Source organism: Pseudomonas sp. GW821-FHT01A09 (assembly GCF_058986725.1).
Genome location: NZ_JBYSWB010000021.1, coordinates 75,350 through 94,435 on the forward strand (window position 1 = coordinate 75,350; position 19,086 = coordinate 94,435).

At 63.6% G+C, this 19,086-nt stretch carries 17 protein-coding genes; 9 read left to right on the forward strand and 8 right to left on the reverse strand.

From position 1 onward, the window contains the following. Positions 1 to 330 precede the first annotated feature (330 nt). Positions 331 to 1,260, reverse strand: coding sequence for a choline sulfate utilization transcriptional regulator (locus tag AC3WJP_RS21335; protein WP_493723500.1), 930 nt, complete (start codon positions 1,258 to 1,260; stop codon positions 331 to 333). A 115-nt stretch (positions 1,261 to 1,375) separates the two neighbouring features. Here AC3WJP_RS21335 and betC point away from each other — a divergent pair, with 115 nt between their 5' ends. Both betC and choX read left to right on the forward strand, forming a co-directional pair. Beyond that, complete coding sequence (gene betC, locus AC3WJP_RS21340) at positions 1,376 to 2,893, forward strand: choline-sulfatase (RefSeq protein ID WP_493723499.1); 1,518 nt, start codon at positions 1,376 to 1,378, stop codon at positions 2,891 to 2,893. Positions 2,894 to 2,936: 43 nt separating this feature from the next. After that, positions 2,937 to 3,860, forward strand: coding sequence for a choline ABC transporter substrate-binding protein (choX, locus tag AC3WJP_RS21345; RefSeq protein WP_493723498.1), 924 nt, complete (start codon positions 2,937 to 2,939; stop codon positions 3,858 to 3,860). Positions 3,861 to 3,965: 105 nt separating this feature from the next. On the opposite strand, the gene aroE is transcribed toward choX, so the two are convergent. Both aroE and hemF read right to left on the reverse strand, forming a co-directional pair. Further along, on the reverse strand, positions 3,966 to 4,781 hold the full coding sequence (gene aroE / locus AC3WJP_RS21350) for a shikimate dehydrogenase (protein WP_493724282.1): 816 nt from the start codon (positions 4,779 to 4,781) through the stop codon (positions 3,966 to 3,968). A gap of 87 nt (positions 4,782 to 4,868) precedes the next feature. Beyond that, positions 4,869 to 5,783 carry an oxygen-dependent coproporphyrinogen oxidase gene (hemF, locus tag AC3WJP_RS21355; protein ID WP_493724281.1) on the reverse strand — a complete coding sequence of 305 codons (915 nt, stop codon included), beginning with the start codon at positions 5,781 to 5,783 and terminating at the stop codon, positions 4,869 to 4,871. 177 nt (positions 5,784 to 5,960) lie between these two features. Between hemF and AC3WJP_RS21360 the strand changes: the two genes are divergently transcribed. After that, complete coding sequence (locus tag AC3WJP_RS21360) at positions 5,961 to 6,935, forward strand: NADPH:quinone reductase (protein ID WP_493724280.1); 975 nt, start codon at positions 5,961 to 5,963, stop codon at positions 6,933 to 6,935. 266 nt (positions 6,936 to 7,201) lie between these two features. Here AC3WJP_RS21360 and tsaC read toward each other — a convergent pair whose 3' ends face one another. The 3 genes from tsaC to AC3WJP_RS21375 form a co-directional block, all read right to left on the reverse strand. Then, the gene (gene tsaC / locus AC3WJP_RS21365; protein WP_493724279.1) at positions 7,202 to 7,756 is read right to left on the reverse strand and encodes an L-threonylcarbamoyladenylate synthase type 1 TsaC; all 555 of its coding nucleotides are present in this window, start codon (positions 7,754 to 7,756) and stop codon (positions 7,202 to 7,204) included. A 52-nt stretch (positions 7,757 to 7,808) separates the two neighbouring features. Continuing rightward, positions 7,809 to 8,945, reverse strand: coding sequence for a DNA-processing protein DprA (gene dprA, locus AC3WJP_RS21370; RefSeq protein WP_493724278.1), 1,137 nt, complete (start codon positions 8,943 to 8,945; stop codon positions 7,809 to 7,811). A gap of 102 nt (positions 8,946 to 9,047) precedes the next feature. Continuing rightward, the gene (locus AC3WJP_RS21375) at positions 9,048 to 10,073 is read right to left on the reverse strand and encodes a LysM peptidoglycan-binding domain-containing protein (RefSeq protein WP_493724277.1); all 1,026 of its coding nucleotides are present in this window, start codon (positions 10,071 to 10,073) and stop codon (positions 9,048 to 9,050) included. 152 nt (positions 10,074 to 10,225) lie between these two features. On the opposite strand from AC3WJP_RS21375, the gene def reads away from it, so the two are divergent. The 4 genes from def to trkA all read left to right on the forward strand — a co-directional run bounded on the left by def (position 10,226) and on the right by trkA (position 14,418). After that, entirely contained in the window at positions 10,226 to 10,729 is a 504-nt protein-coding gene (gene def, locus AC3WJP_RS21380) for a peptide deformylase (RefSeq protein WP_493724276.1), read from the forward strand. 67 nt (positions 10,730 to 10,796) lie between these two features. Further along, positions 10,797 to 11,729, forward strand: coding sequence for a methionyl-tRNA formyltransferase (gene fmt / locus AC3WJP_RS21385; protein ID WP_493724275.1), 933 nt, complete (start codon positions 10,797 to 10,799; stop codon positions 11,727 to 11,729). Further along, positions 11,726 to 13,033, forward strand: coding sequence for a 16S rRNA (cytosine(967)-C(5))-methyltransferase RsmB (gene rsmB, locus AC3WJP_RS21390; RefSeq protein ID WP_493724274.1), 1,308 nt, complete (start codon positions 11,726 to 11,728; stop codon positions 13,031 to 13,033). Before fmt ends, rsmB begins: the two co-directional genes overlap by 4 nt. 11 nt (positions 13,034 to 13,044) lie before the next feature. After that, entirely contained in the window at positions 13,045 to 14,418 is a 1,374-nt protein-coding gene (gene trkA / locus AC3WJP_RS21395) for a Trk system potassium transporter TrkA (RefSeq protein WP_493724273.1), read from the forward strand. 108 nt (positions 14,419 to 14,526) lie between these two features. On the opposite strand, the gene AC3WJP_RS21400 is transcribed toward trkA, so the two are convergent. Continuing rightward, positions 14,527 to 15,414 (reverse strand): lysophospholipid acyltransferase, encoded by an 888-nt coding sequence (locus tag AC3WJP_RS21400; protein ID WP_493735690.1) that lies wholly within the window; start codon positions 15,412 to 15,414, stop codon positions 14,527 to 14,529. A 38-nt stretch (positions 15,415 to 15,452) separates the two neighbouring features. Next, positions 15,453 to 16,004: a DNA-3-methyladenine glycosylase I gene (locus AC3WJP_RS21405; protein ID WP_493724271.1), complete on the reverse strand. Its 552-nt coding sequence runs from the start codon at positions 16,002 to 16,004 to the stop codon at positions 15,453 to 15,455. 82 nt (positions 16,005 to 16,086) lie between these two features. Between AC3WJP_RS21405 and glyQ the strand changes: the two genes are divergently transcribed. Further along, positions 16,087 to 17,034 carry a glycine--tRNA ligase subunit alpha gene (gene glyQ, locus AC3WJP_RS21410; protein ID WP_493724270.1) on the forward strand — a complete coding sequence of 316 codons (948 nt, stop codon included), beginning with the start codon at positions 16,087 to 16,089 and terminating at the stop codon, positions 17,032 to 17,034. Continuing rightward, complete coding sequence (gene glyS / locus AC3WJP_RS21415; protein ID WP_493724269.1) at positions 17,031 to 19,085, forward strand: glycine--tRNA ligase subunit beta; 2,055 nt, start codon at positions 17,031 to 17,033, stop codon at positions 19,083 to 19,085. Before glyQ ends, glyS begins: the two co-directional genes overlap by 4 nt. Position 19,086: the final 1 nt, after the last annotated feature.

A 19,086-nucleotide genomic window follows, 5' to 3' on the forward strand; every position in this document is an offset into this window, starting at 1 on the left:
TCAACCCGCAATACCTCCAAGTATGGAGGCCCCAATACCCATCAGCTGAAAAATCAGCCATAAAAAAACAACCACCCTCAATAGATTCCATATGCAGGCCCAGATAAATCCGAGCACTTTCGGTTTTTCACGCATATACGTCCATGGACAGTACTCATTTTTCGGTAGATGCTGTACCGCCAGATACATTGGTAAACACCCGCCTCTATAGCGAAGCGCAATGTACTTGCGAACATGCAAAGCTGATGGAGGATCGGAGTTTAAGGATGACGAGCCGCTATCGTATGTCGTCTTATTCCGACACGACTGTAGGAAGATTCCCAAGCAGCCTCAAGAATCAATCCGCAACCACTGCCCACCCACCTGCTCCTCGCGCAGCCACTCCACGAACCGATCGATCATCTCGCCTCGGCGCTTGCGCTGCGGCAGCACCACGTAATAGCCCATGGGCGAACGGGCAGTCTGCGCGACCGGGCGGCACAGCAGGCCTTGCTCCAGCAGCGCATCCACCAGATGGCGCCAGCCGATGGCCACTCCCTGGCCGGCAATCGCCGCCTGGATCAGCAAGGTGTAGTTGTCGAAGCGCAGTTGCCCGGGGGCGGGTGCGCCGGGGATATCCAAGGCGCGGAACAGGCCGGTCCAGTCGAACCAGTGGTGGCTGCTTTCGCCGCGCAGGTGCAGCAGCGGCAGATCCTGCAGCGCGGTGACGGGCAGCGGGGCAGAGCGGCCTTCGATCAGCCGTGGGCTACACACGGGGAACACTTCTTCACCGAACAACCAGTGGCTTTCACCCTGATTGAAGCGGCCGTCACCGAAAAGGATCGCCACGTCGATGTCACTGCGCAACATCGAGTAGCTGCGTTCACTGGTCACGAGGCTCACATCGACCTGTGGATAAAGTTGGTGGAAGCCATGCAGGCGGGGCATTAACCAGTAAGCGGCAAAGGCAAAATCCGTGGAGACCTGCAGCACCTCATGTTGCGATTGCGCGGTGATCCGGTGCAAACACGCGTCGATATTCAGCAAACCCAGCTGGACTTGCTCGAACAACAACGCTCCGGCATCGGTCAACTCGATGCCGCGGTAGACCCGATCGAACAGCCGCGTGGACAACTGTTCTTCGAGGCGTTTGATCTGCTGGCTCACCGCCGGCTGGGTAGTGCCGAGCTCTTGCGCCGCTGCCGTGAAGCTGCGGTGACGAGCGGCCGACTCGAAGGCGCGGAGCAAATCCAGCGACAGACTGCCAAGGCTCTCAAACATAAGCTGTGCTTATCCTAGTCATTATGTTGCATGGGCTTTACCGCTTCCCGCCTGCGACGGCATCCTGACGTCCAGCGATATCGCATAACCATCCACTATGGAACGACGCGAGCCCATGAAGCGCAAGAACATTCTTTTCATCATGGCCGACCAGATGGCCGCACCCCTGCTGCCGTTTTACGCCCCGTCCCCGATCAAGATGCCGCACCTGAGCCGCCTCGCCGAGACGGGTGTGGTGTTCGACTCCGCCTACTGCAACAGCCCGCTCTGCGCCTCGTCGCGTTTTACCCTGGTCAGCGGCCAGTTGCCGAGCAAGATCGGCGCCTACGACAACGCCGCCGATTTCGCCGCCGACGTACCCACCTATGCCCACTACCTGCGTCGCCTGGGCTACCACACCGCGCTGTCGGGCAAGATGCACTTCTGCGGGCCGGACCAGCTGCACGGTTATGAAGAACGCCTGACCAGTGATATCTACCCCGCCGACTATGGCTGGGCGGTGAACTGGGACGAGCCCGATGTGCGTCCCAGCTGGTATCACAACATGTCGTCGGTGCTGCAGGCCGGCCCTTGCGTGCGTACCAACCAGCTGGATTTCGATGAAGAGGTGGTGTTCAAGGCCCAGCAATACCTGTTCGATCACATTCGCGAAGACGGCGACCAGCCGTTCTGCCTGACCGTATCGATGACCCACCCCCACGACCCGTACACCATTCCAAAGCCGTTCTGGGACCTGTACGCCGACACCGACATCCCCTTGCCACAGAACGTCCCCGGTCAGGAGGAGCTCGACCCTCACTCCCAGCGCCTGCTCAAGGTCTACGACCTGTGGGACAAGCCGCTGCCTGAACACAAGATCAGCGACGCCCGCCGGGCATATTTCGGCGCCTGCAGCTATGTCGACAGCAACGTCGGCAAGCTCCTGCAGACGCTGGAAGACACCGGCCTGATGGACGACACCATCATCGTGTTCTCCGGCGACCACGGCGACATGCTCGGCGAACGCGGCCTCTGGTACAAAATGCACTGGTTCGAGATGTCCGCGCGGGTGCCGCTGCTGGTGTGCGCGCCGGGGCAGTTCAAGGCCGGGCGAGTGACGGCTTCGGTGTCCACCGCCGACCTGCTGCCGACCCTGGTCGAGCTGGCGGGCGGTGAACTGGAGCCGGGCTTGCCACTGGACGGTCGTTCGTTCGTCGGCCACCTCACCGGTACCGGCGCCCACGACGAAGTGTTCGGCGAATACATGGCCGAAGGCACCGTCGGGCCGCTGATGATGATCCGCCGTGGCCCGTGGAAATTCATCTACAGCGAGGACGATCCGTGCCTGCTCTACCACGTAGGCAACGACCCCCATGAGCGCGAAGACCTCAGCCAGGCCGCCGAGCACCGCGACCTGCTCGCCGCCTTCCTCGCCGAAGCCCGCGCCAAATGGGACGTACCCGCGATTCGCCAACAGGTATTGGCCAGCCAGCGCCGCCGGCGCTTCGTCGCCCAGTCCCTGACTCAGGGCACGCTCAAGAGCTGGGATCACCAGCCGTTTGTGGACGCCAGCCAGCAATACATGCGCAACCATATCGACCTCGACGATCTGGAGCGCAAGGCACGTTATCCACAACCCAGCCCACTGCAATAACAACACTGCCGGCTGTGCATTTTTTGAAAATCAAAGGGGAAGCTTGATGAAGATATCCACAATCGTCGCCGCCGGCGTCATGGCCTTGGCCAGCGCCGGTACCTATGCCGCCGAACAGAGCTGCAGCACGGTCAAGATGGCCGATCCAGGCTGGAGCGATATCGCCGCCACCAATGCGATCGCCACCTTTGTGCTAGAAGGCATGGGCTACCAGACCAAGATCGACACCCTGGCGGTACCGATTGCCTACGGCGGCCTCAAGGATGGTCTGATGGATGTCTTTCTCGGCAACTGGATGCCGGCGCAGCAAGGCTTCTACGACAAGTTCATCGCCAACGGTGACGTGGTGCAACTGGCCAAGAACCTGGACGGCACCGAGTTCACCCTGGCGGTACCGGACTACGTCTACAACGCCGGTGTGCATGATTTCGCCGACCTCAACAAGTTTGCCGACAAGTTCGACAGCAAGATCTACGGCATCGGCTCCGGTGCACCGGCCAACCTGTCGCTGGCCGAGATCATCAAGAAGAAGGAGTTCGACCTCGGCAGCTGGAAACTGGTGGAATCAAGCGAGCAGGGGATGCTCTCGGAAGTGGCCCGGGCGGTGAAACGCGAGAAGTTCGTGGTGTTCCTGGGCTGGACGCCGCATCCCATGAACGTGCAGTTCAAGATGCATTACCTGACCGGCGGGGAGAAGTATTTCGGCTCGGCGGGTAGCGTTTATACCCTGACGCGCAAGGGTTACGCCGATGCCTGCCCGGGTGTGGCCAAGTTGCTGGGCAATCTGACGTTCAGCCTGGACATGGAAAACGGCATCATGGCGGAGGTGGTGAACAAGAAGGTGAGCAACGCGGTGGCGGTGAAGGATTACATCAAGGCCAACCCGGCGGTGCTGGATAAATGGCTGGATGGCGTGAAGACCATCGATGGCAAGGATGCGCTGGGGGCGGTGAAGGCCAAGTTGTAACGCGCCATTATCCTGTAGCGAGGGGGCTCGCCCCCGATAAGGGTGTCAGCGACATCTCTGTGACTGGTCAACCGCTATCGGGGGCAAGCCCCCTCGCTACAGGGGTCAGAACTGAGCGCGCAGCGCCTGCAGCACCGGGGCAGTATCCACCTCGACCCCACGCCAGTAGGTGAACGCCACCGCCGCCTGCTCCACCAGCATGCCGAAGCCATCTACCGACAGCTTCGCGCCATGTTCACTGGCCCAACGGCAGAACGGTGTGGGCTCCTTGCCGTACATCATGTCGTAGCACACCGTCACACCGGGCTCGATCAGGCTCGCGGCGATCGGCGGCAGCTCACCGGCCAGACTCGCCGAGGTGGCATTGATGATGATGTCCACCGACTCTTCCAGCCAATCGAAACCACTGGACGCCACCGGGCCGAGATCCTTGAAGATATCGGCCAGTTGCTCGGCCTTGTCCACCGTGCGGTTGGCGATGATCAGCGACACCGGTTGCTGCTCCAGCAGCGACTCGATCACCCCGCGCACCGCGCCGCCCGCGCCGAGCAACAGGATGCGCTTGCCCTTGAGACTGACCCCGACGTTGACCGTCAGGTCACGCACCAGCCCCAGGCCGTCGGTGTTGTCGCCGCGCAGGCCGCCGTTGTCCAAGCGGGTCAGCATGTTCACCGCTCCGGCACGGCGAGCGCGATCGGTCAGCACGTCGCAGAGGCGAAAGGCATCTTCCTTGAAGGGCACGGTGACGTTGGCGCCGAGGCCTTGCTTGAAGAAGCCCAGGGCGCAGTTGGCGAAGTCTTCCAGCGGTGCCAGCAGGGCGCTGTATTCCAGCTGCTCGCCGGTCTGCTCGGCGAACAGCCGGTGGATGGCGGGCGATTTGCTGTGGCCGATCGGGTTACCGAAGACGACGTACTGGTCCATGGGCGCTTCCTGAAGAATGTTGTTAGGGCAGGTTATCCACAGCGGTGGGAGCGGACTCTGCCCGCGAAAAAAATGCCGCTGTGGCGGTCAGGTCAAGGCCAGCCAGTCGCGATCCTGCAAAAAGTACTCGGTCAGCCGCGCTTCCGGGCTGCCCGGTTCGGCGTGCCAGTCATAACCCCAGCGCACTTGCGGCGGCAACGACATGAGGATCGATTCGGTACGGCCGCCCGACTGCAGGCCGAACAGCGTGCCGCGATCATAGACCAGGTTGAATTCCACATAACGGCCGCGGCGATATTCCTGGAACTCGCGCTGCCGGGCATCGAAGGCCATGGCCTTGCGGCGCTGCACGATCGGCACATAAGCCTCCAGAAAGGCATCGCCGATGGCGCGCATGAAGGCGAAGCTGGTGTCGAAATCCCACTCGTTGAGGTCGTCGAAAAACAGCCCGCCGATGCCGCGCGGCTCGTTGCGGTGCTTGATGTGGAAGTAGCGATCGCACCAGGCCTTGTAGCGCGGGTACACCTCGGCGCCGAAGGGCGCGCAGGCACGCTCGGCAACGCGGTGCCAGTGCACGCAGTCTTCTTCGTTGGCGTAATAGGGCGTCAGGTCGAAACCGCCGCCGAACCACCACACCGCCTCTTCGCCTTCTTTTTCGGCGATGAAAAACCGCACGTTGGCGTGGGACGTCGGCACGTGAGGGTTGTGCGGGTGGATCACCAACGACACCCCCAGTGCTTCGAAGCCACGCCCGGCGAGCTCCGGGCGATGGGCGCTGGCCGAGGGGGGCAGGCCGCTGCCGAAGACGTGGGAGAAGTTGACCCCGCCTTTTTCGATCAGCGCACCGTTGTCGATGACCCGCGTGCGCCCGCCACCGCCGGCATCGCGCACCCAGGCGTCCTCGACGAAACGGCCGCTGCCGTCCTCGTCCTGGAGGGCGGTGCAGATGCGGTCTTGCAAGTCGAGCAGGTAGGCTTTGACGGCCTCGGTGCGGGTAGTCATGCGGTCACCTATGAACGGACGTGTGCTTCTTCAGATGCAGGCGCGCCTGTGGATAACTGACAGCGACGGCAAAATCGGCGCGTAGCATACCACCCCATCATGGCGCGTCGCAGTTGACGTCTGTCGCGCAAAGGCGTTCGATGGGGAGTCAGTCCCCAATCGCACAGGAGAATGCAGATGGCCAAACGTATCCAGTTCAGCGCCCACGGCGGCCCGGAAGTACTCGAGTTCGTCGACTTTCAACCTGCCGAACCAGGCCCCCTGGAGGTTCGCGTACGCAACGAGGCCATCGGCCTCAACTATATCGATACCTATTTCCGCAGCGGCCTGTACCCCGCCCCGAAACTGCCATCGGGCCTGGGCACCGAGGCGGCGGGCGTGGTCGAAGCGGTAGGCGATCAGGTCACCGCCTTCAAGGTGGGTGATCGCGTCGCCCATGCCGGAGGGCCGCTGGGTGCCTACAGCCAGGTGCACGTGGTACCGGCTGCGGTGCTGGTGAAGCTGCCCGACAGCGTCAGCTTCGAGCAGGCGGCGGCGGTGATGCTCAAGGGCCTGACCGTGCAGTATCTGTTCCGCCAGACCTACGCGCTCAAGGCCGGTGAGACCATCCTGTTCCACGCGGCTGCCGGTGGTGTGGGCTTGATTGCCTGCCAGTGGGCCAAGGCGCTTGGGGTCAAGCTGATCGGTACCGTCAGCTCGTCGGAGAAAGCCGCTCGCGCCAAGGCGGCCGGGGCCTGGGAAGTGATCGACTACAGCCACGAGGACGTCGCCAAGCGCGTGCTGGAGTTGACCGATGGCAAGAAATGCCCGGTGGTGTATGACGGCGTCGGCAAGGACACCTGGGAAACCTCGCTAGACTGCGTGGCGCCACGGGGGCTGCTGGTCAGCTTTGGTAATGCCTCGGGGGCGGTCAGTGGGGTCAACCTGGGGATTCTGTCGGCCAAGGGCTCGCTGTACGTGACTCGCCCGACGCTGGCCACCTACGCGGTGCCGCCGGCCTTGCAGGGCATGGCGGACGAGTTGTTCGAGATGATCGCCAGCGGCAAGATCGACGTCGAGATCAGCCAGCGCTATCCGTTGAGCGACGCGGCCAAGGCGCAGACGGCCTTGTCGGGGCGCCAGACCATGGGGTCGACGATTCTGTTGCCTTGATGTGGGCCCTGTAGCGAGGGGGCTTGCCCCCGAATGGGATGTTGGCAGGGCTCAGGGGTTGTGGTGAAGCTGAGGGCCTCTTCGCGAGCAAGCTTCGCTCCTACAGGTATTGCGTTGTACGGCTGTGGGAGCAAGGCTTGCCCGCGAAGGGGATGTGGCAGGCCTGAAGGGTTGTGCTGAAGCTCAGGGCCTCTTCGCGAGCAAGCTTCGCTCCCACAGGTATTGCGTCGTACTCCTGTGGGAGCAGGGCTTGCCCGCGAAGCTTTTCAGGGCCGGACGATCTCACCCGTCACCAGATCGCGAATCACGCTTGGGCTCTTGCGCCCACCCAGCGACCCGCCCAGCACCAGATCCACCTGCCCGCGAAAGTACTGCTCCACCCGCAAGCGTGTACGCGCCGGCGGCCGCCCTTGGGGATTGGCCGAGGTCGAAATCAATGGCCCCACCAACGCACACAGCTCACGCACCAGCGGATGGTCGCTGACCCGCACTGCCACCGACTCGTGATCGCCGGTCACCCACTCGGGCAGCAGCCCCTGATGCGGGACCAGCCAGGTGTTGGGCCCAGGCCAGGTGCTCGACATCTGATCCATCCAGGTCTCGGGGAAGTCCTCGAACAGAAAGTCGAACTGACGGATGTTGTCCGCAACCAGGATCAAGCCCTTGCTGACCGAGCGATTCTTGATCGCCAGCAAGCGGTCCACCGCCTCTTCGTCCCAAGGGTCGCAGCCCAGGCCCCAGACCGCTTCGGTTGGATAGGCAATCACCGCGCCCGCCCGGATCTCGCGCGCCGCTTGCTGCACACGCCAACTGCTCACCATCGCTGTCACTCCGTTTGCACACTGTTCGCTTTTTACAGTGGGTGCAGTGTACTTATCCCGAGCGCGCAAACCAACGGCCAGCCTCGCAGGTCACGCGGCCATCCATTTCCAGCTGGGTCAGGGTGGCCAGCACCGCAGACAGATCCTGCCCGCTTGCAAGGGCGAGGCCTTCACTGGTGTGCGGACAGGCCACCAGCAGTTGCACCAGCGGATGCACCGGGGCGGGAACTGTACTGGCAGCCGAGTCCGTCGGCGGCGGCAAATGCTGCCAGCCCCGCAACGCCTCGAGAATGTGCTCGATGCTTTCGACCAACTGCGCACCGTCGCGGATCAACTGGTGGCAGCCTTTCGCGCCCGGGTGATGAATCGAGCCAGGAATGGCGAACACTTCACGGCCCTGTTCGGCTGCCAGGCGCGCGGTGATCAGCGAGCCACTGGCGATGCTGGCTTCGATCACCAGCACGCCCAGTGACAGCCCACTGATGATCCGGTTGCGCCGCGGGAAGTTTGCGGCGTGGGGCCCGGCGTCCAGCGGCAGCTCCGAAACGACCGCGCCGCCTTGCGCGCAAATGTCGGCGGCGAGCTGCCGATGGCGCTGTGGATAAAGTTTTTCGAGGCCGGTACCGAGCACGCCGATTGTGACGCCTGCCGCCTCCAGCGCCGCCTTGTGCGCCGCGCCATCGACCCCTAACGCAAGGCCGCTGGTGATGCTGAAACCGATGCGCGCCAGACTGCGGGAAAAGGCCGCGGCGGTGTCCAGGCCCGGCCGCGAAGCACGCCGGCTACCGACGATCGCCAGCTGTGGATGTTCAAGGACACGGGCATCGCCGACGACGAACAACAGCGCCGGTGGATCGGGAATTTCCGCCAGCAGCGCCGGGTAGCCGGGCTGGTCCCACATCAATAAAGACTGCCCCGGCCGCTCTAACCAGCGCATCGCAGCGCTGGCACCAGCACAGATTGCAGAACTGCCGCGCGCATCTATACTGACCGCCGGCATGCCCAGCGACCGCCAGGCCGCCGATGATGCCGTCAGCGCCGAAGCGGCACCGCCAAAGGCATCGACCAGTTTGCGCAAGCGGGCGGAGCCGATTTCCGGGAGCCGCTGCAAGCATAAACGGGCTTGCAGTTCGGCGCTGGTGAGGGGACAAACAACGGGCGCAGCCGCGCCTTCGGTGAAGAGTGGCATTCGATCATCCTTGATCTCTTGGGCTTTTATTCCACAGCAAAACCTGTGGATAACTCTGTTGACAACTAAAGGAAAACTTCGTGAGGAAGCTATCAAAAACCCTCAGGGATTTCTGACTTTATCCATCACTTCCAGCGAGCGATTGGCGCTGAGCACTAAACCATAGCTGAGCTTTTCATAAGTGCGAACGATCATCAGCAATCCGGAATTTTCGTCAGGCACCTTGACCTGCTGACCGGTCACGCGATCGCGAACGGTCTCGCCGGTCTTGTAGATCGCCAGCACATTGCCATCGACCAAGCCGTCACGGCGGCCCTTGTTCAATGTCACCACGTCGAACTTGCCGACCTGGGTCACCCCCCGAGGTACATCGAGAATCAAGCCGTCGATCGGGCTGTTCGGCGGGCTCGGCATGAAGGTCGAGGTCACCGCATGCTCCTCGGTGCTGAACAGCCGATCGCCCAGGCGGACCTCGGTGCTCGAGCGCTGCAGGTTGAGGGTGGCGATGTCCCGCTCGGTGGCGACCACTTCGCCGCCGCCGACGCTGTCGGCATTGATGCCGAGGACCTCGCCGGTGGCGGGATCGGTATAGGTCTTGCCCTGGCGGAAGATGCCATAGACGGTGTGGTCCGGGCTGAAGGTGCCGCGGGCGTAGATCCGGTCGCCCATGCCGCTGAGCACGCGCTCGGCGTTGCCGGCGACGATATAGGGCGCGCGGTCGAATACCGCGGGATCATCGACGATACGGTTGTTGATCAGAAAGGCGTTGATCGCTCCCAGAGGGATGGTCGGCACCGCTTCGGCCATCGGCGAGCTGCGAATATGCGGTGACAATTTGATCGTGCCCCGCGACTGTCCGCGCTCGAGCATCAACTGCGGCTGGCCGTCGACATAGCTCAACACCAGGGTGTCGCCGGGGTAGATGAGATCGGGATTGGCGATCTGCGGATTGGCATGCCAGATGTTCGGCCACTGCCAAGGCTGCTGAAGGAATTTGCCGGAAATGTCCCACAGCGTATCGCCCTGCACGACCGTGTAGCGCTGTGGATAACCGTCCTTGAGCAACACCTGAGCCTGCACCACGCCCGCGACGGCCAGCAACAGCAAGGCGAGTAGTGATTTCCTCATGCCGTGAATCCCTTTATTATGTGCGATCACGTGAAACGCGCGCGGTGCGCGGGACTTCTCCTCGTGACGGAGAACGTTTTCCAGCGGACGCTCAACATGGGCTGCGCGGCCGCTCCTCACAGACTTTACCTCACAGTGCAGCAATTACGCATATGGCTATTTTAAACATCCTCGAATTTCCAGACCCGCGTCTGCGCACCCTGGCCAAGCCAGTGGCTGTGGTCGACGACAAGGTTCGCCAGCTGATCGATGACATGTTTGAAACCATGTACGAAGCGCCCGGCATCGGGCTGGCTGCCACCCAGGTCAACGTGCACCAGCGCATCGTGGTCATGGATCTGAGCGAAGATCGCAGCGAGCCGCGGGTGTTCATCAACCCCGAGTTCGAAGCGCTGACCGACGAGATGGACCAATACCAGGAAGGCTGCCTGTCGGTGCCCGGCTTCTACGAGAACGTCGATCGTCCGCAGCGCGTCAAGGTCAAGGCCCTGGACCGCGACGGCCAGCCCTACGAACTGATCGCCGAAGGCCTGCTGGCCGTGTGCATCCAGCACGAATGCGATCACCTCAACGGCAAGCTGTTCGTCGATTACCTGTCTACGCTCAAGCGCGACCGCATCAAGAAGAAGCTCGAAAAACTGCACCGCCAGGCGTGATCGCCATCCTCCAAAGGCTTGCTGCGGCAAGCCTTTTTGTTTCAAGACTTTTATTCAAGAGGCTGCCATGCGCATCGTTTTTGCGGGGACTCCCGAATTTGCCGCCGACCACCTCCAGGCCCTGCTCGACAGCCCTCACGAGGTTGTCGCGGTGTACACCCAGCCTGATCGGCCGGCCGGTCGTGGGCAGAAACTGATGCCCAGCCCGGTCAAGCAACTGGCGTTGCAGCATGACATTGCGGTGTACCAGCCGCAGACGCTGCGCAATGCCGAGGCCCAGGCCGAGCTCGCGGCCCTCGCGCCAGACTTGATGGTCGTCGTCGCCTATGGCTTGATCCTGCCCCAGGTGGTGCTGGATATCCCGCGCCTGGGCTGCATCAACAGCCATGCCTCGCTGCTGCCACGCTGGCGCGGCGCGGCGCCGATCCAGCGCGCGGTGGAAGCCGGCGATGGCGAAAGCGGCGTGACGGTGATGCGCATGGAGGCCGGCCTCGACACCGGGCCGATGCTGCTCAAGGTCAGCACCCCAATCGCCAGCGCTGATACCGGCGGCAGTCTGCATGACCGCCTGGCGCAGATGGGCCCGCCCGCCGTGTTGCAAGCCATTGCCGGGCTCCAGGCAGGCACCCTCGAAGGCGAAGTCCAGGACGACAGCCTGGCCACCTACGCCCACAAGCTCAACAAGGACGAAGCGCGTATCGACTGGCAACGGCCGGCGGTCGAGCTCGAGCGACAGGTGCGGGCGTTCTTCCCGTGGCCTGTCTGCCACAGCCTGCTCAATGGCGAGCCCATCAAGGTGCTGGCCGCTGAATTGAGCGAAGGGCAGGGCGCGCCGGGGCAGATCCTCAGCGCCAGCAAGGACGGCCTAGTGGTCGCCTGTGGCAGCCAGGCGCTGCGCCTGACTCGCCTGCAATTGCCCGGTGGTAAACCCCTCGATTTCAGTGACCTGTTCAACAGTCGCCGCGAGAAATTCGCCGTCGGTACGGTGCTCGGCCAATGAACCCACGTCTGGCCGCCGCCCACGCCCTGGCCGCCGTGCTCAGCGGCAAGGCCTCACTGAACAGCTCGCTGCCCAAGCAGCTGGACAAGGTCGAGGCCCGCGACCGTGGTCTGACCCAGGACCTCGCCTTCGGCACCGCCCGTTGGCAGCCACGGCTGTCGGCACTGGCCGAGCGGCTGCTGCAAAAGCCGTTCAAGGCCGCCGATGCCGACGTCGAGGCGCTGATGCTGGTAGGCCTGTACCAGCTGTTTTATTCCCGCGTCCCGGCTCATGCCGCCATCGGCGAAACCGTGGGCTGCGCCGACAAGCTGAAAAAGCCTTGGGCCAAGGGCCTGCTCAACGCCGTGCTGCGCCGCGCGCAGCGCGAAGGCGTGGAAATCCTCGCCGAGCTGGAGCGTGATCCGGTGGTGCGTACCGCCCACCCGCGCTGGTTGCAGAAAGCCCTCAAGGCCTTCTGGCCCGAGCAGTGGGAAGCCATCTGCGCGGCCAACAACGCCCATCCGCCGATGATCCTGCGGGTCAATCGCCGCCACCACAGCCGCGATGCCTACCTGCAACTGCTCAGTGCAGCTGGCGTTGCGGCCACCCCGTGCACCTTCAGCGGCGACGGCATCGTGCTCGAAGCCGCCTGCGACGTGCGCGACCTGCCGGGTTTCGCCGATGGCTGGATCAGCGTTCAGGACGAGGCGGCGCAACTGGCCGCCGCGCTGCTCGACCTGGCCCCCGGCCAGCGCGTGCTCGACGCCTGCTGCGCACCGGGCGGCAAGACCTGCCACCTGCTCGAAGCCCAGGCCGATCTCAAGGCCGTGGTCGCGGTCGATCTCGAAGCCAAACGCCTGGTGCGGGTGCGCGAGAACCTTGATCGGCTCGGCCTCGATGCGCAGTTGATCGCCGCCGACGGCCGTGACACCGCCGCCTGGTGGGACGGCCAGCCGTTCCAGCGCATCCTGCTCGACGCGCCGTGTTCGGCCACCGGGGTGATCCGCCGCCACCCGGACATCAAGCTGACCCGTCAGCCCGAAGACATCGCCGCGCTGGCCACGCTGCAAGGCGAGCTGCTCGACGCGCTGTGGCCGACGCTGCAAGTGGGCGGCATCCTGCTGTACGCCACCTGCTCGACGCTGCCGACCGAAAACACCGAAGTGATCGAGGCCTTTCTCGCGCGCACCCGCGGCGCCCGCGAACTCGACCTCGACACCCAGGCCGGCATCAAGCAGCCCCATGGCCGCCAATTGCTGGCGCAAGAAGGCGGTCACGATGGCTTCTACTATGCCAAGCTGATCAAAATCGCCGCAGGGCACTGACAGGAGAGCGGATGAAAATCATCATCCTCGGCGCGGGGCAGGTGGGCGGCACGCTGGCGGAGCATCTGGCCAGCGAAGCCAACGACATCACCGTGATCGACACCAACGCCGACCTGCTGCGCGCCCTGGGTGATCGCCTCGACATCCGCACCATCCAGGGCCACGGCGCGTTCCCCACCGTGCTGCGCCAGGCCGGCGCCGATGATGCCGACATGCTGGTGGCCGTCACCAACAGTGACGAAACCAACATGATCGCCTGCCAGATCGCCTACACCCTGTTCCACACCCCGACCAAGATCGCCCGAGTGCGCGCCGCGGCCTACCTGACCCGCCCGGAGCTGTTCGAGAACGAGCACATTCCGGTGGATGTGCTGATCAGCCCGGAACAGCTGGTCACCAACTACATCAAGCGCCTGATCGAGCACCCCGGCGCCCTGCAAGTGATCGACTTCGCCGAGGGCAAGGTGCAACTGGTGGGCGTCAAGGCCTACTACGGCGGCCCGTTGGTAGGCCAGCAACTGCGCCAGATCCGCCGGCACATGCCCAACGTAGACACCCGCGTGGCGGCGATCTTCCGCCGCGACCGACCGATCCTGCCCCGCGGCGATACCGTGATCGAAGCCGACGACGAAGTGTTCTTCATCGCCGCCAAGGGCGATATCCGCGCGGTGATGGGTGAGTTGCGCGGCGTGGACGAGCACAACAAGCGCATCGTCATCGCCGGCGGCGGGCAGATCGGCGAGCGGCTGGCCGAAGCCATCGAGAGCCGCTATCAGGTCAAGATCATCGAGATGAGCCCGGCGCGCTGCCGGCATCTGTCCGATACCCTCGACAGCACCGTGGTGCTACAGGGCAGCGCTTCGGACCGCGACCTGATGCTGGAAGAGAACATCGCCCAGGCCGACATCTTCCTGGCCCTGACCAACGATGACGAAGCCAACATCATGTCGTCCCTGCTGGCCAAGCGTCTGGGCGCGCGCAAGGTGATGACCATCATCAACAACCCGGCCTACGTCGACCTGGTGCAGGGCGGCGAGATCGACATCGCCATCAGCCCGCAGTTGGCCACCATCGGCACCCTGCTGACCCACGTGCGCCGCGGCGACATCGTCAGCGTGCACTCCCTGCGCCGTGGCGCGGCGGAAGCCATCGAGGCCATTGCCCATGGCGATGCGCGTTCGAGCAAGGTCATCGGCCGCGCCATCGAACGTATCACCCTGCCGCCAGGCACCACCATCGGCGCGATCATCCGCAACGACGAGGTGATCATTGCCCACGGCGACACGGTGATCGAGGCGGGGGATCACGTGATTCTGTTCGTTGTGGATAAAAAGCAGATTCGCGAGGTGGAGAAGCTGTTTCATGTAGGGCTGAGCTTCTTCTGAAGCTCAACCCCTGTGGTGAGGGGGCTGACCTGCCATGCAGGGTGTGTCAGCACCGGCCTATCGGGAGCAAGCCCCCTCACCACGGAGTACGGCGCACAGGCAGCGGCTTCAGTACCAGCGCGCCTCGCCCGCCGGCCGCTTCTTGAAGCGCTTCATGCTCCACATGTACTGCCTCGGATACGCGCGCACGTACTTCTCTACCACCTTGCTCATGGCCGCGGCGGCAGTCGCGGTATCGGTGCTGTACATGTCCTCGGGCGCCGCTTCGAGGATCACCTTGAACCCCGAGCCATCCGGCAGGCGCAAGGCATGCAGGAACACCCCTACCGCCTTGCCACCGGCCAGCATGTTGGGCACGAACTTGCTGGTCAGCGCCTGGGTCCCCAGAAAGGGCACGAAGATCCCCGCCGACTCAGCCGGCTCCGGATCGGCCGGAATCCCCACCTGACCGCCTTTGCGCACTTCCTTGATGATGCTCAGGATGCCTTCCTTGGTCGACGCCGCCACACGGTTGCCCAGTTGCACACGTTGCTGGCGCAACAGGTCGTCCACCGCCTTGAGCTTGGGCGGGCGGTAGAAAATGATCGGTTTGCACTGGCTGCAATAGAAGTGATTGAGCACCTCCCAGTTGCCCAGGTGGCTGGTGATGCCGACCACGCCCTTGCCGGTGGCCAGTGCCGCGGTCAGCACTTCCAGGCCCTCGACTTCACGCACCAGGTCGATGGAGCGCTGCGCCGGCCAGATCCAGGCGCAGGCACTCTCAGTGAACGACTTGCCGATGTCCATCAGGCTCTGGCCCACCAGGCGCTCGCGGGCGACCGGGTCGAGTTCGGGGAAGCACTTGGCGAGGTTGATGCGCACCACCTCGCGCGAACGGTTGGGCAGCTTCCACATCAGCCAGCCCATGGCGGTGCCGACGCGCTGCACGGCGCGCCACGGCAGCAAGGCGAACAGGCGCAAGGCCCCGACCATGATGGCGCCTTTGAACTTTTCCACAGATCACTCCTGAATTTGCGAGGGCGCCATTGTACCCGTCAGCGGCTGAGGATGGCGTAGCGATCACAATCGGTGGTGTGGTCCATGACCATGCCCGAGGCCTGCATGAAGGCGTAGCAGATGGTCGGCCCGACAAAGGTGAAGCCGGCCTTTTTCAGCGCCTTGCTCATGGCCACCGCCTGCTCGGTCTGGGTCGGCATGCCGCTGCGATCGGGGTGATGGTTGACGATCGGCTGGCCACCGACGAACGACCAGAGAAACTCGACGGGATCCGCCAGCGCCAGCCACGCCTGGGCGTTCTTGCGCGCGCCGGCGATCTTGCCGCGATGGCGGATGATGCCCGGGTCGAGCATCAGCGCCTCGACCTGCTCGTCGGTCATGCGCGCCAGGCGCACGGGATCGAAACCGAACATCACCTTGCGGTAGTGCGCGCGCTTCTTGAGCACCGTGATCCACGATAGACCGGCCTGGAACCCTTCGAGCAAAAGAAGTTCGAAGAGCGCGGCGGGGTCGCGCAGCGGCACCCCCCACTCATGATCGTGATAATCCTGATAAAGCGGATCTTCTGTACACCAAAAGCAGCGCGGCATAAGGCTCCAAGGGTGAGAGGCGAAGCAGAATCGGGGTATACTCCCGCTCTTTATATTCGCAGCCCAAGACACAGGTGAATTTGTGAGCCAGCCTACGCCAGCCGTGCGTACCTTCCAAGACTTGATCCTCGCCCTCCAGCAATACTGGGCCGAGCAAGGTTGCGTGGTACTTCAGCCCTACGATATGGAAGTAGGCGCCGGCACTTTTCATACCGCCACGTTCCTGCGCGCCATCGGCCCGGAAACCTGGAACGCTGCCTACGTGCAGCCCAGCCGTCGCCCTACCGACGGCCGCTACGGTGAGAACCCCAACCGCCTGCAGCACTACTATCAGTTCCAGGTGGTGCTCAAGCCCAACCCGGACAACTTCCAGGAGCTGTACCTCGGCTCGCTGCAGCACATCGGCCTCGATCCGCTGGTGCACGACGTGCGTTTCGTCGAAGACAACTGGGAATCGCCGACCCTCGGCGCATGGGGCCTGGGCTGGGAGATCTGGCTCAACGGCATGGAAGTGTCGCAATTCACCTACTTCCAGCAAGTGGGCGGCATCGAGTGCTACCCGGTCACCGGTGAAATCACCTACGGCCTCGAGCGCCTGGCCATGTACCTGCAAGGCGTGGACTCGGTCTACGACCTGGTCTGGACCGACGGCCCGTTCGGCAAGGTGACCTACGGCGACGTGTTCCACCAGAACGAAGTGGAGCAGTCCACCTACAACTTCGAGCACGCCAACGTCGAAAAACTGTTCGAGCTGTTCGACTTCTACGAAAGCGAAGCCAACCGCCTGATCGAGCTGCAACTGCCGCTGCCGACCTACGAAATGGTCCTCAAGGCCTCGCACACCTTCAACCTGCTCGACGCCCGCCGCGCCATCTCGGTGACCGCGCGCCAGCAGTACATCCTGCGCGTGCGCACCCTGGCCCGTGCCGTGGCGCAAAGCTACCTGCAAGCTCGCGCCAAGCTGGGCTTCCCGATGGCCCCCCCCGATCTGCGTGATGAAGTGTTGGCTAAGCTGGAGGCTGCACAATGAGTGCTCAAGATTTTCTGGTTGAACTGGGCACCGGAGAGCTGCCACCCAAGGCCCTGAACACCTTGGCCGAGGCCTTTCTGGCCGGTATCGAAAAAGGTCTGCACAGCGCCGGCTTGAATTTCACCGCGAAAAAAGCCTACGCCGCGCCACGTCGCCTGGCCGTGTTGCTGACCGCGCTGGACGTGCAACAACCTGACCGCAGCATCAATCTCGACGGCCCGCCCCGTCAGGCCGCGTTCGACGCCGAGGGCAATCCGACCCAGGCGGCGTTGGGCTTCGCGAAAAAATGCGGCGTCGAGCTGAGTGAAATCGATCAGAGCGGTGCCAAGCTGCGCTTCAGCCAGCACATCGCCGGCAAGCCGACTGTGAGCCTGCTGCCACAGATCGTCGAAGACTCGCTCAACGACCTGCCGATTCCCAAGCGCATGCGCTGGGGTGCTCGCAAGGAAGAGTTCGTGCGTCCGACCCAGTGGCTGGTGATGCTGTTCGGCGAGCAGGTCATCGACTGCACCATCCTCGCGCAAACGGCGGGCCGCGAATCCCGGGGGCACCGCTTCCATCATCCGCAAAACGTACGCATCAGCGCCCCGGCCAACTATGCCGAGGACCTGCGCAAGGCCTACGTGCTGGCCGATGCCGATGAGCGTCGCGAACTGATCAGCAAGCGCACCGCCGAACTGGCGACCCAGCAGGAAGGCACCGCCATCGTGCCCGCCGGCCTGCTGGACGAAGTCACCGCGCTGGTCGAGTGGCCGGTGCCGCTGGTGTGCTCGTTCGAGGAGCGTTTCCTCGAAGTGCCACAGGAAGCCCTGATCACCACCATGCAGGACAACCAGAAGTACTTCTGCCTGCTGGATGCCGACGGCAAGCTGCTGCCGCGCTTCATTACCGTGGCCAACGTCGAGAGCAAGGACCCGCGCCAGATCGTCTCGGGTAACGAGAAGGTCGTGCGCCCACGCCTGACCGACGCCGAGTTCTTCTTCAAGCAAGACAAGAAGCAGCCGCTGGAGACCTTCAACCAGCGCCTTGAGAACGTGGTGTTTCAGGCGCAACTGGGCAGCGTCTACGACAAGGCCGTGCGGGTTTCCAAACTGGCCGCGTTCATTGCCCCGCGCATCGGCGGCGATGCCGAACGCGCCGCCCGTGCAGGTTTGCTGTCCAAGTGCGACCTGGCCACCGAAATGGTCGGCGAGTTCCCGGAGATGCAAGGTGTCGCCGGCTACTACTACGCCCTCAACGACGGCGAGCCTGACGATGTCGCCCTGGCGCTGAACGAGCAATACATGCCTCGCGGTGCCGGCGCCGAACTGCCGACCACCCTGACCGGCGCCGCCGTGGCCATCGCCGACAAGCTCGACACCCTGGTGGGGATCTTCGGCATCGGCATGCTGCCCACCGGCAGCAAGGACCCGTACGCCTTGCGTCGTGCGGCGCTGGGCGTGCTGCGTATCCTCATCGAGAAGCAACTTGACCTCGACCTGACCGAAGCGGTGGCCTTCGCTGTCTCGGCCCTGGGGACCAAGGTCAAAGGCGCTGGCCTGGCCGAACAGGTGCTGGACTTCATCTTCGACCGCCTGCGCGCGCGTTATGAAGACGAAGGCACCGACGTCGCCGTGTACCTGTCGGTGCGCGCGCTCAAGCCGGGTTCGGCACTGGACTTCGATCAGCGCGTGCAGGCCGTGCAGGCCTTCCGCCGTCTGCCGGAAGCCGCCGCCCTGGCCGCCGTCAACAAGCGCGTGTCCAACCTGCTGAGCAAGGCCGAAGGTGGCGTGGCGGCAACTGTCGAGCCCAAGTACTTCGACAACGCCAACGAGTTCTCGCTGTACTCGGCCATCCAGCAGGCGGATCACGCCGTGGCGCCGATGGCTGCCAGCCGTCAGTACCGTGAAGCGTTGGCTCGCCTGGCGGCACTGCGTGAACCGGTCGACGCCTTCTTCGAGGCAGTGATGGTCAACGCCGAAGACGCCTCGGTACGGGCCAACCGTTATGCGTTGCTGGCACGGCTGCGCGGCTTGTTCCTGGGCGTCGCCGACATCTCGCTGCTGGGGTAAG

Coding starts and splice junctions, on each gene's coding strand:
- def (WP_493724276.1), top strand. CDS start 10,226: ATGGCTATTTTAAACATCCTCGAATTTCCAGACCCGCGTCTGCGCACC.
- hemF (WP_493724281.1), bottom strand. CDS start 5,783: ATGACTACCCGCACCGAGGCCGTCAAAGCCTACCTGCTCGACTTGCAA.
- fmt (WP_493724275.1), top strand. CDS start 10,797: ATGCGCATCGTTTTTGCGGGGACTCCCGAATTTGCCGCCGACCACCTC.
- AC3WJP_RS21360 (WP_493724280.1), top strand. CDS start 5,961: ATGGCCAAACGTATCCAGTTCAGCGCCCACGGCGGCCCGGAAGTACTC.
- AC3WJP_RS21405 (WP_493724271.1), bottom strand. CDS start 16,004: ATGCCGCGCTGCTTTTGGTGTACAGAAGATCCGCTTTATCAGGATTAT.
- AC3WJP_RS21335 (WP_493723500.1), bottom strand. CDS start 1,260: ATGTTTGAGAGCCTTGGCAGTCTGTCGCTGGATTTGCTCCGCGCCTTC.
- dprA (WP_493724278.1), bottom strand. CDS start 8,945: ATGCCACTCTTCACCGAAGGCGCGGCTGCGCCCGTTGTTTGTCCCCTC.
- aroE (WP_493724282.1), bottom strand. CDS start 4,781: ATGGACCAGTACGTCGTCTTCGGTAACCCGATCGGCCACAGCAAATCG.
- betC (WP_493723499.1), top strand. CDS start 1,376: ATGAAGCGCAAGAACATTCTTTTCATCATGGCCGACCAGATGGCCGCA.
- trkA (WP_493724273.1), top strand. CDS start 13,045: ATGAAAATCATCATCCTCGGCGCGGGGCAGGTGGGCGGCACGCTGGCG.
- glyS (WP_493724269.1), top strand. CDS start 17,031: ATGAGTGCTCAAGATTTTCTGGTTGAACTGGGCACCGGAGAGCTGCCA.
- tsaC (WP_493724279.1), bottom strand. CDS start 7,756: ATGGTGAGCAGTTGGCGTGTGCAGCAAGCGGCGCGCGAGATCCGGGCG.
- AC3WJP_RS21375 (WP_493724277.1), bottom strand. CDS start 10,073: ATGAGGAAATCACTACTCGCCTTGCTGTTGCTGGCCGTCGCGGGCGTG.
- rsmB (WP_493724274.1), top strand. CDS start 11,726: ATGAACCCACGTCTGGCCGCCGCCCACGCCCTGGCCGCCGTGCTCAGC.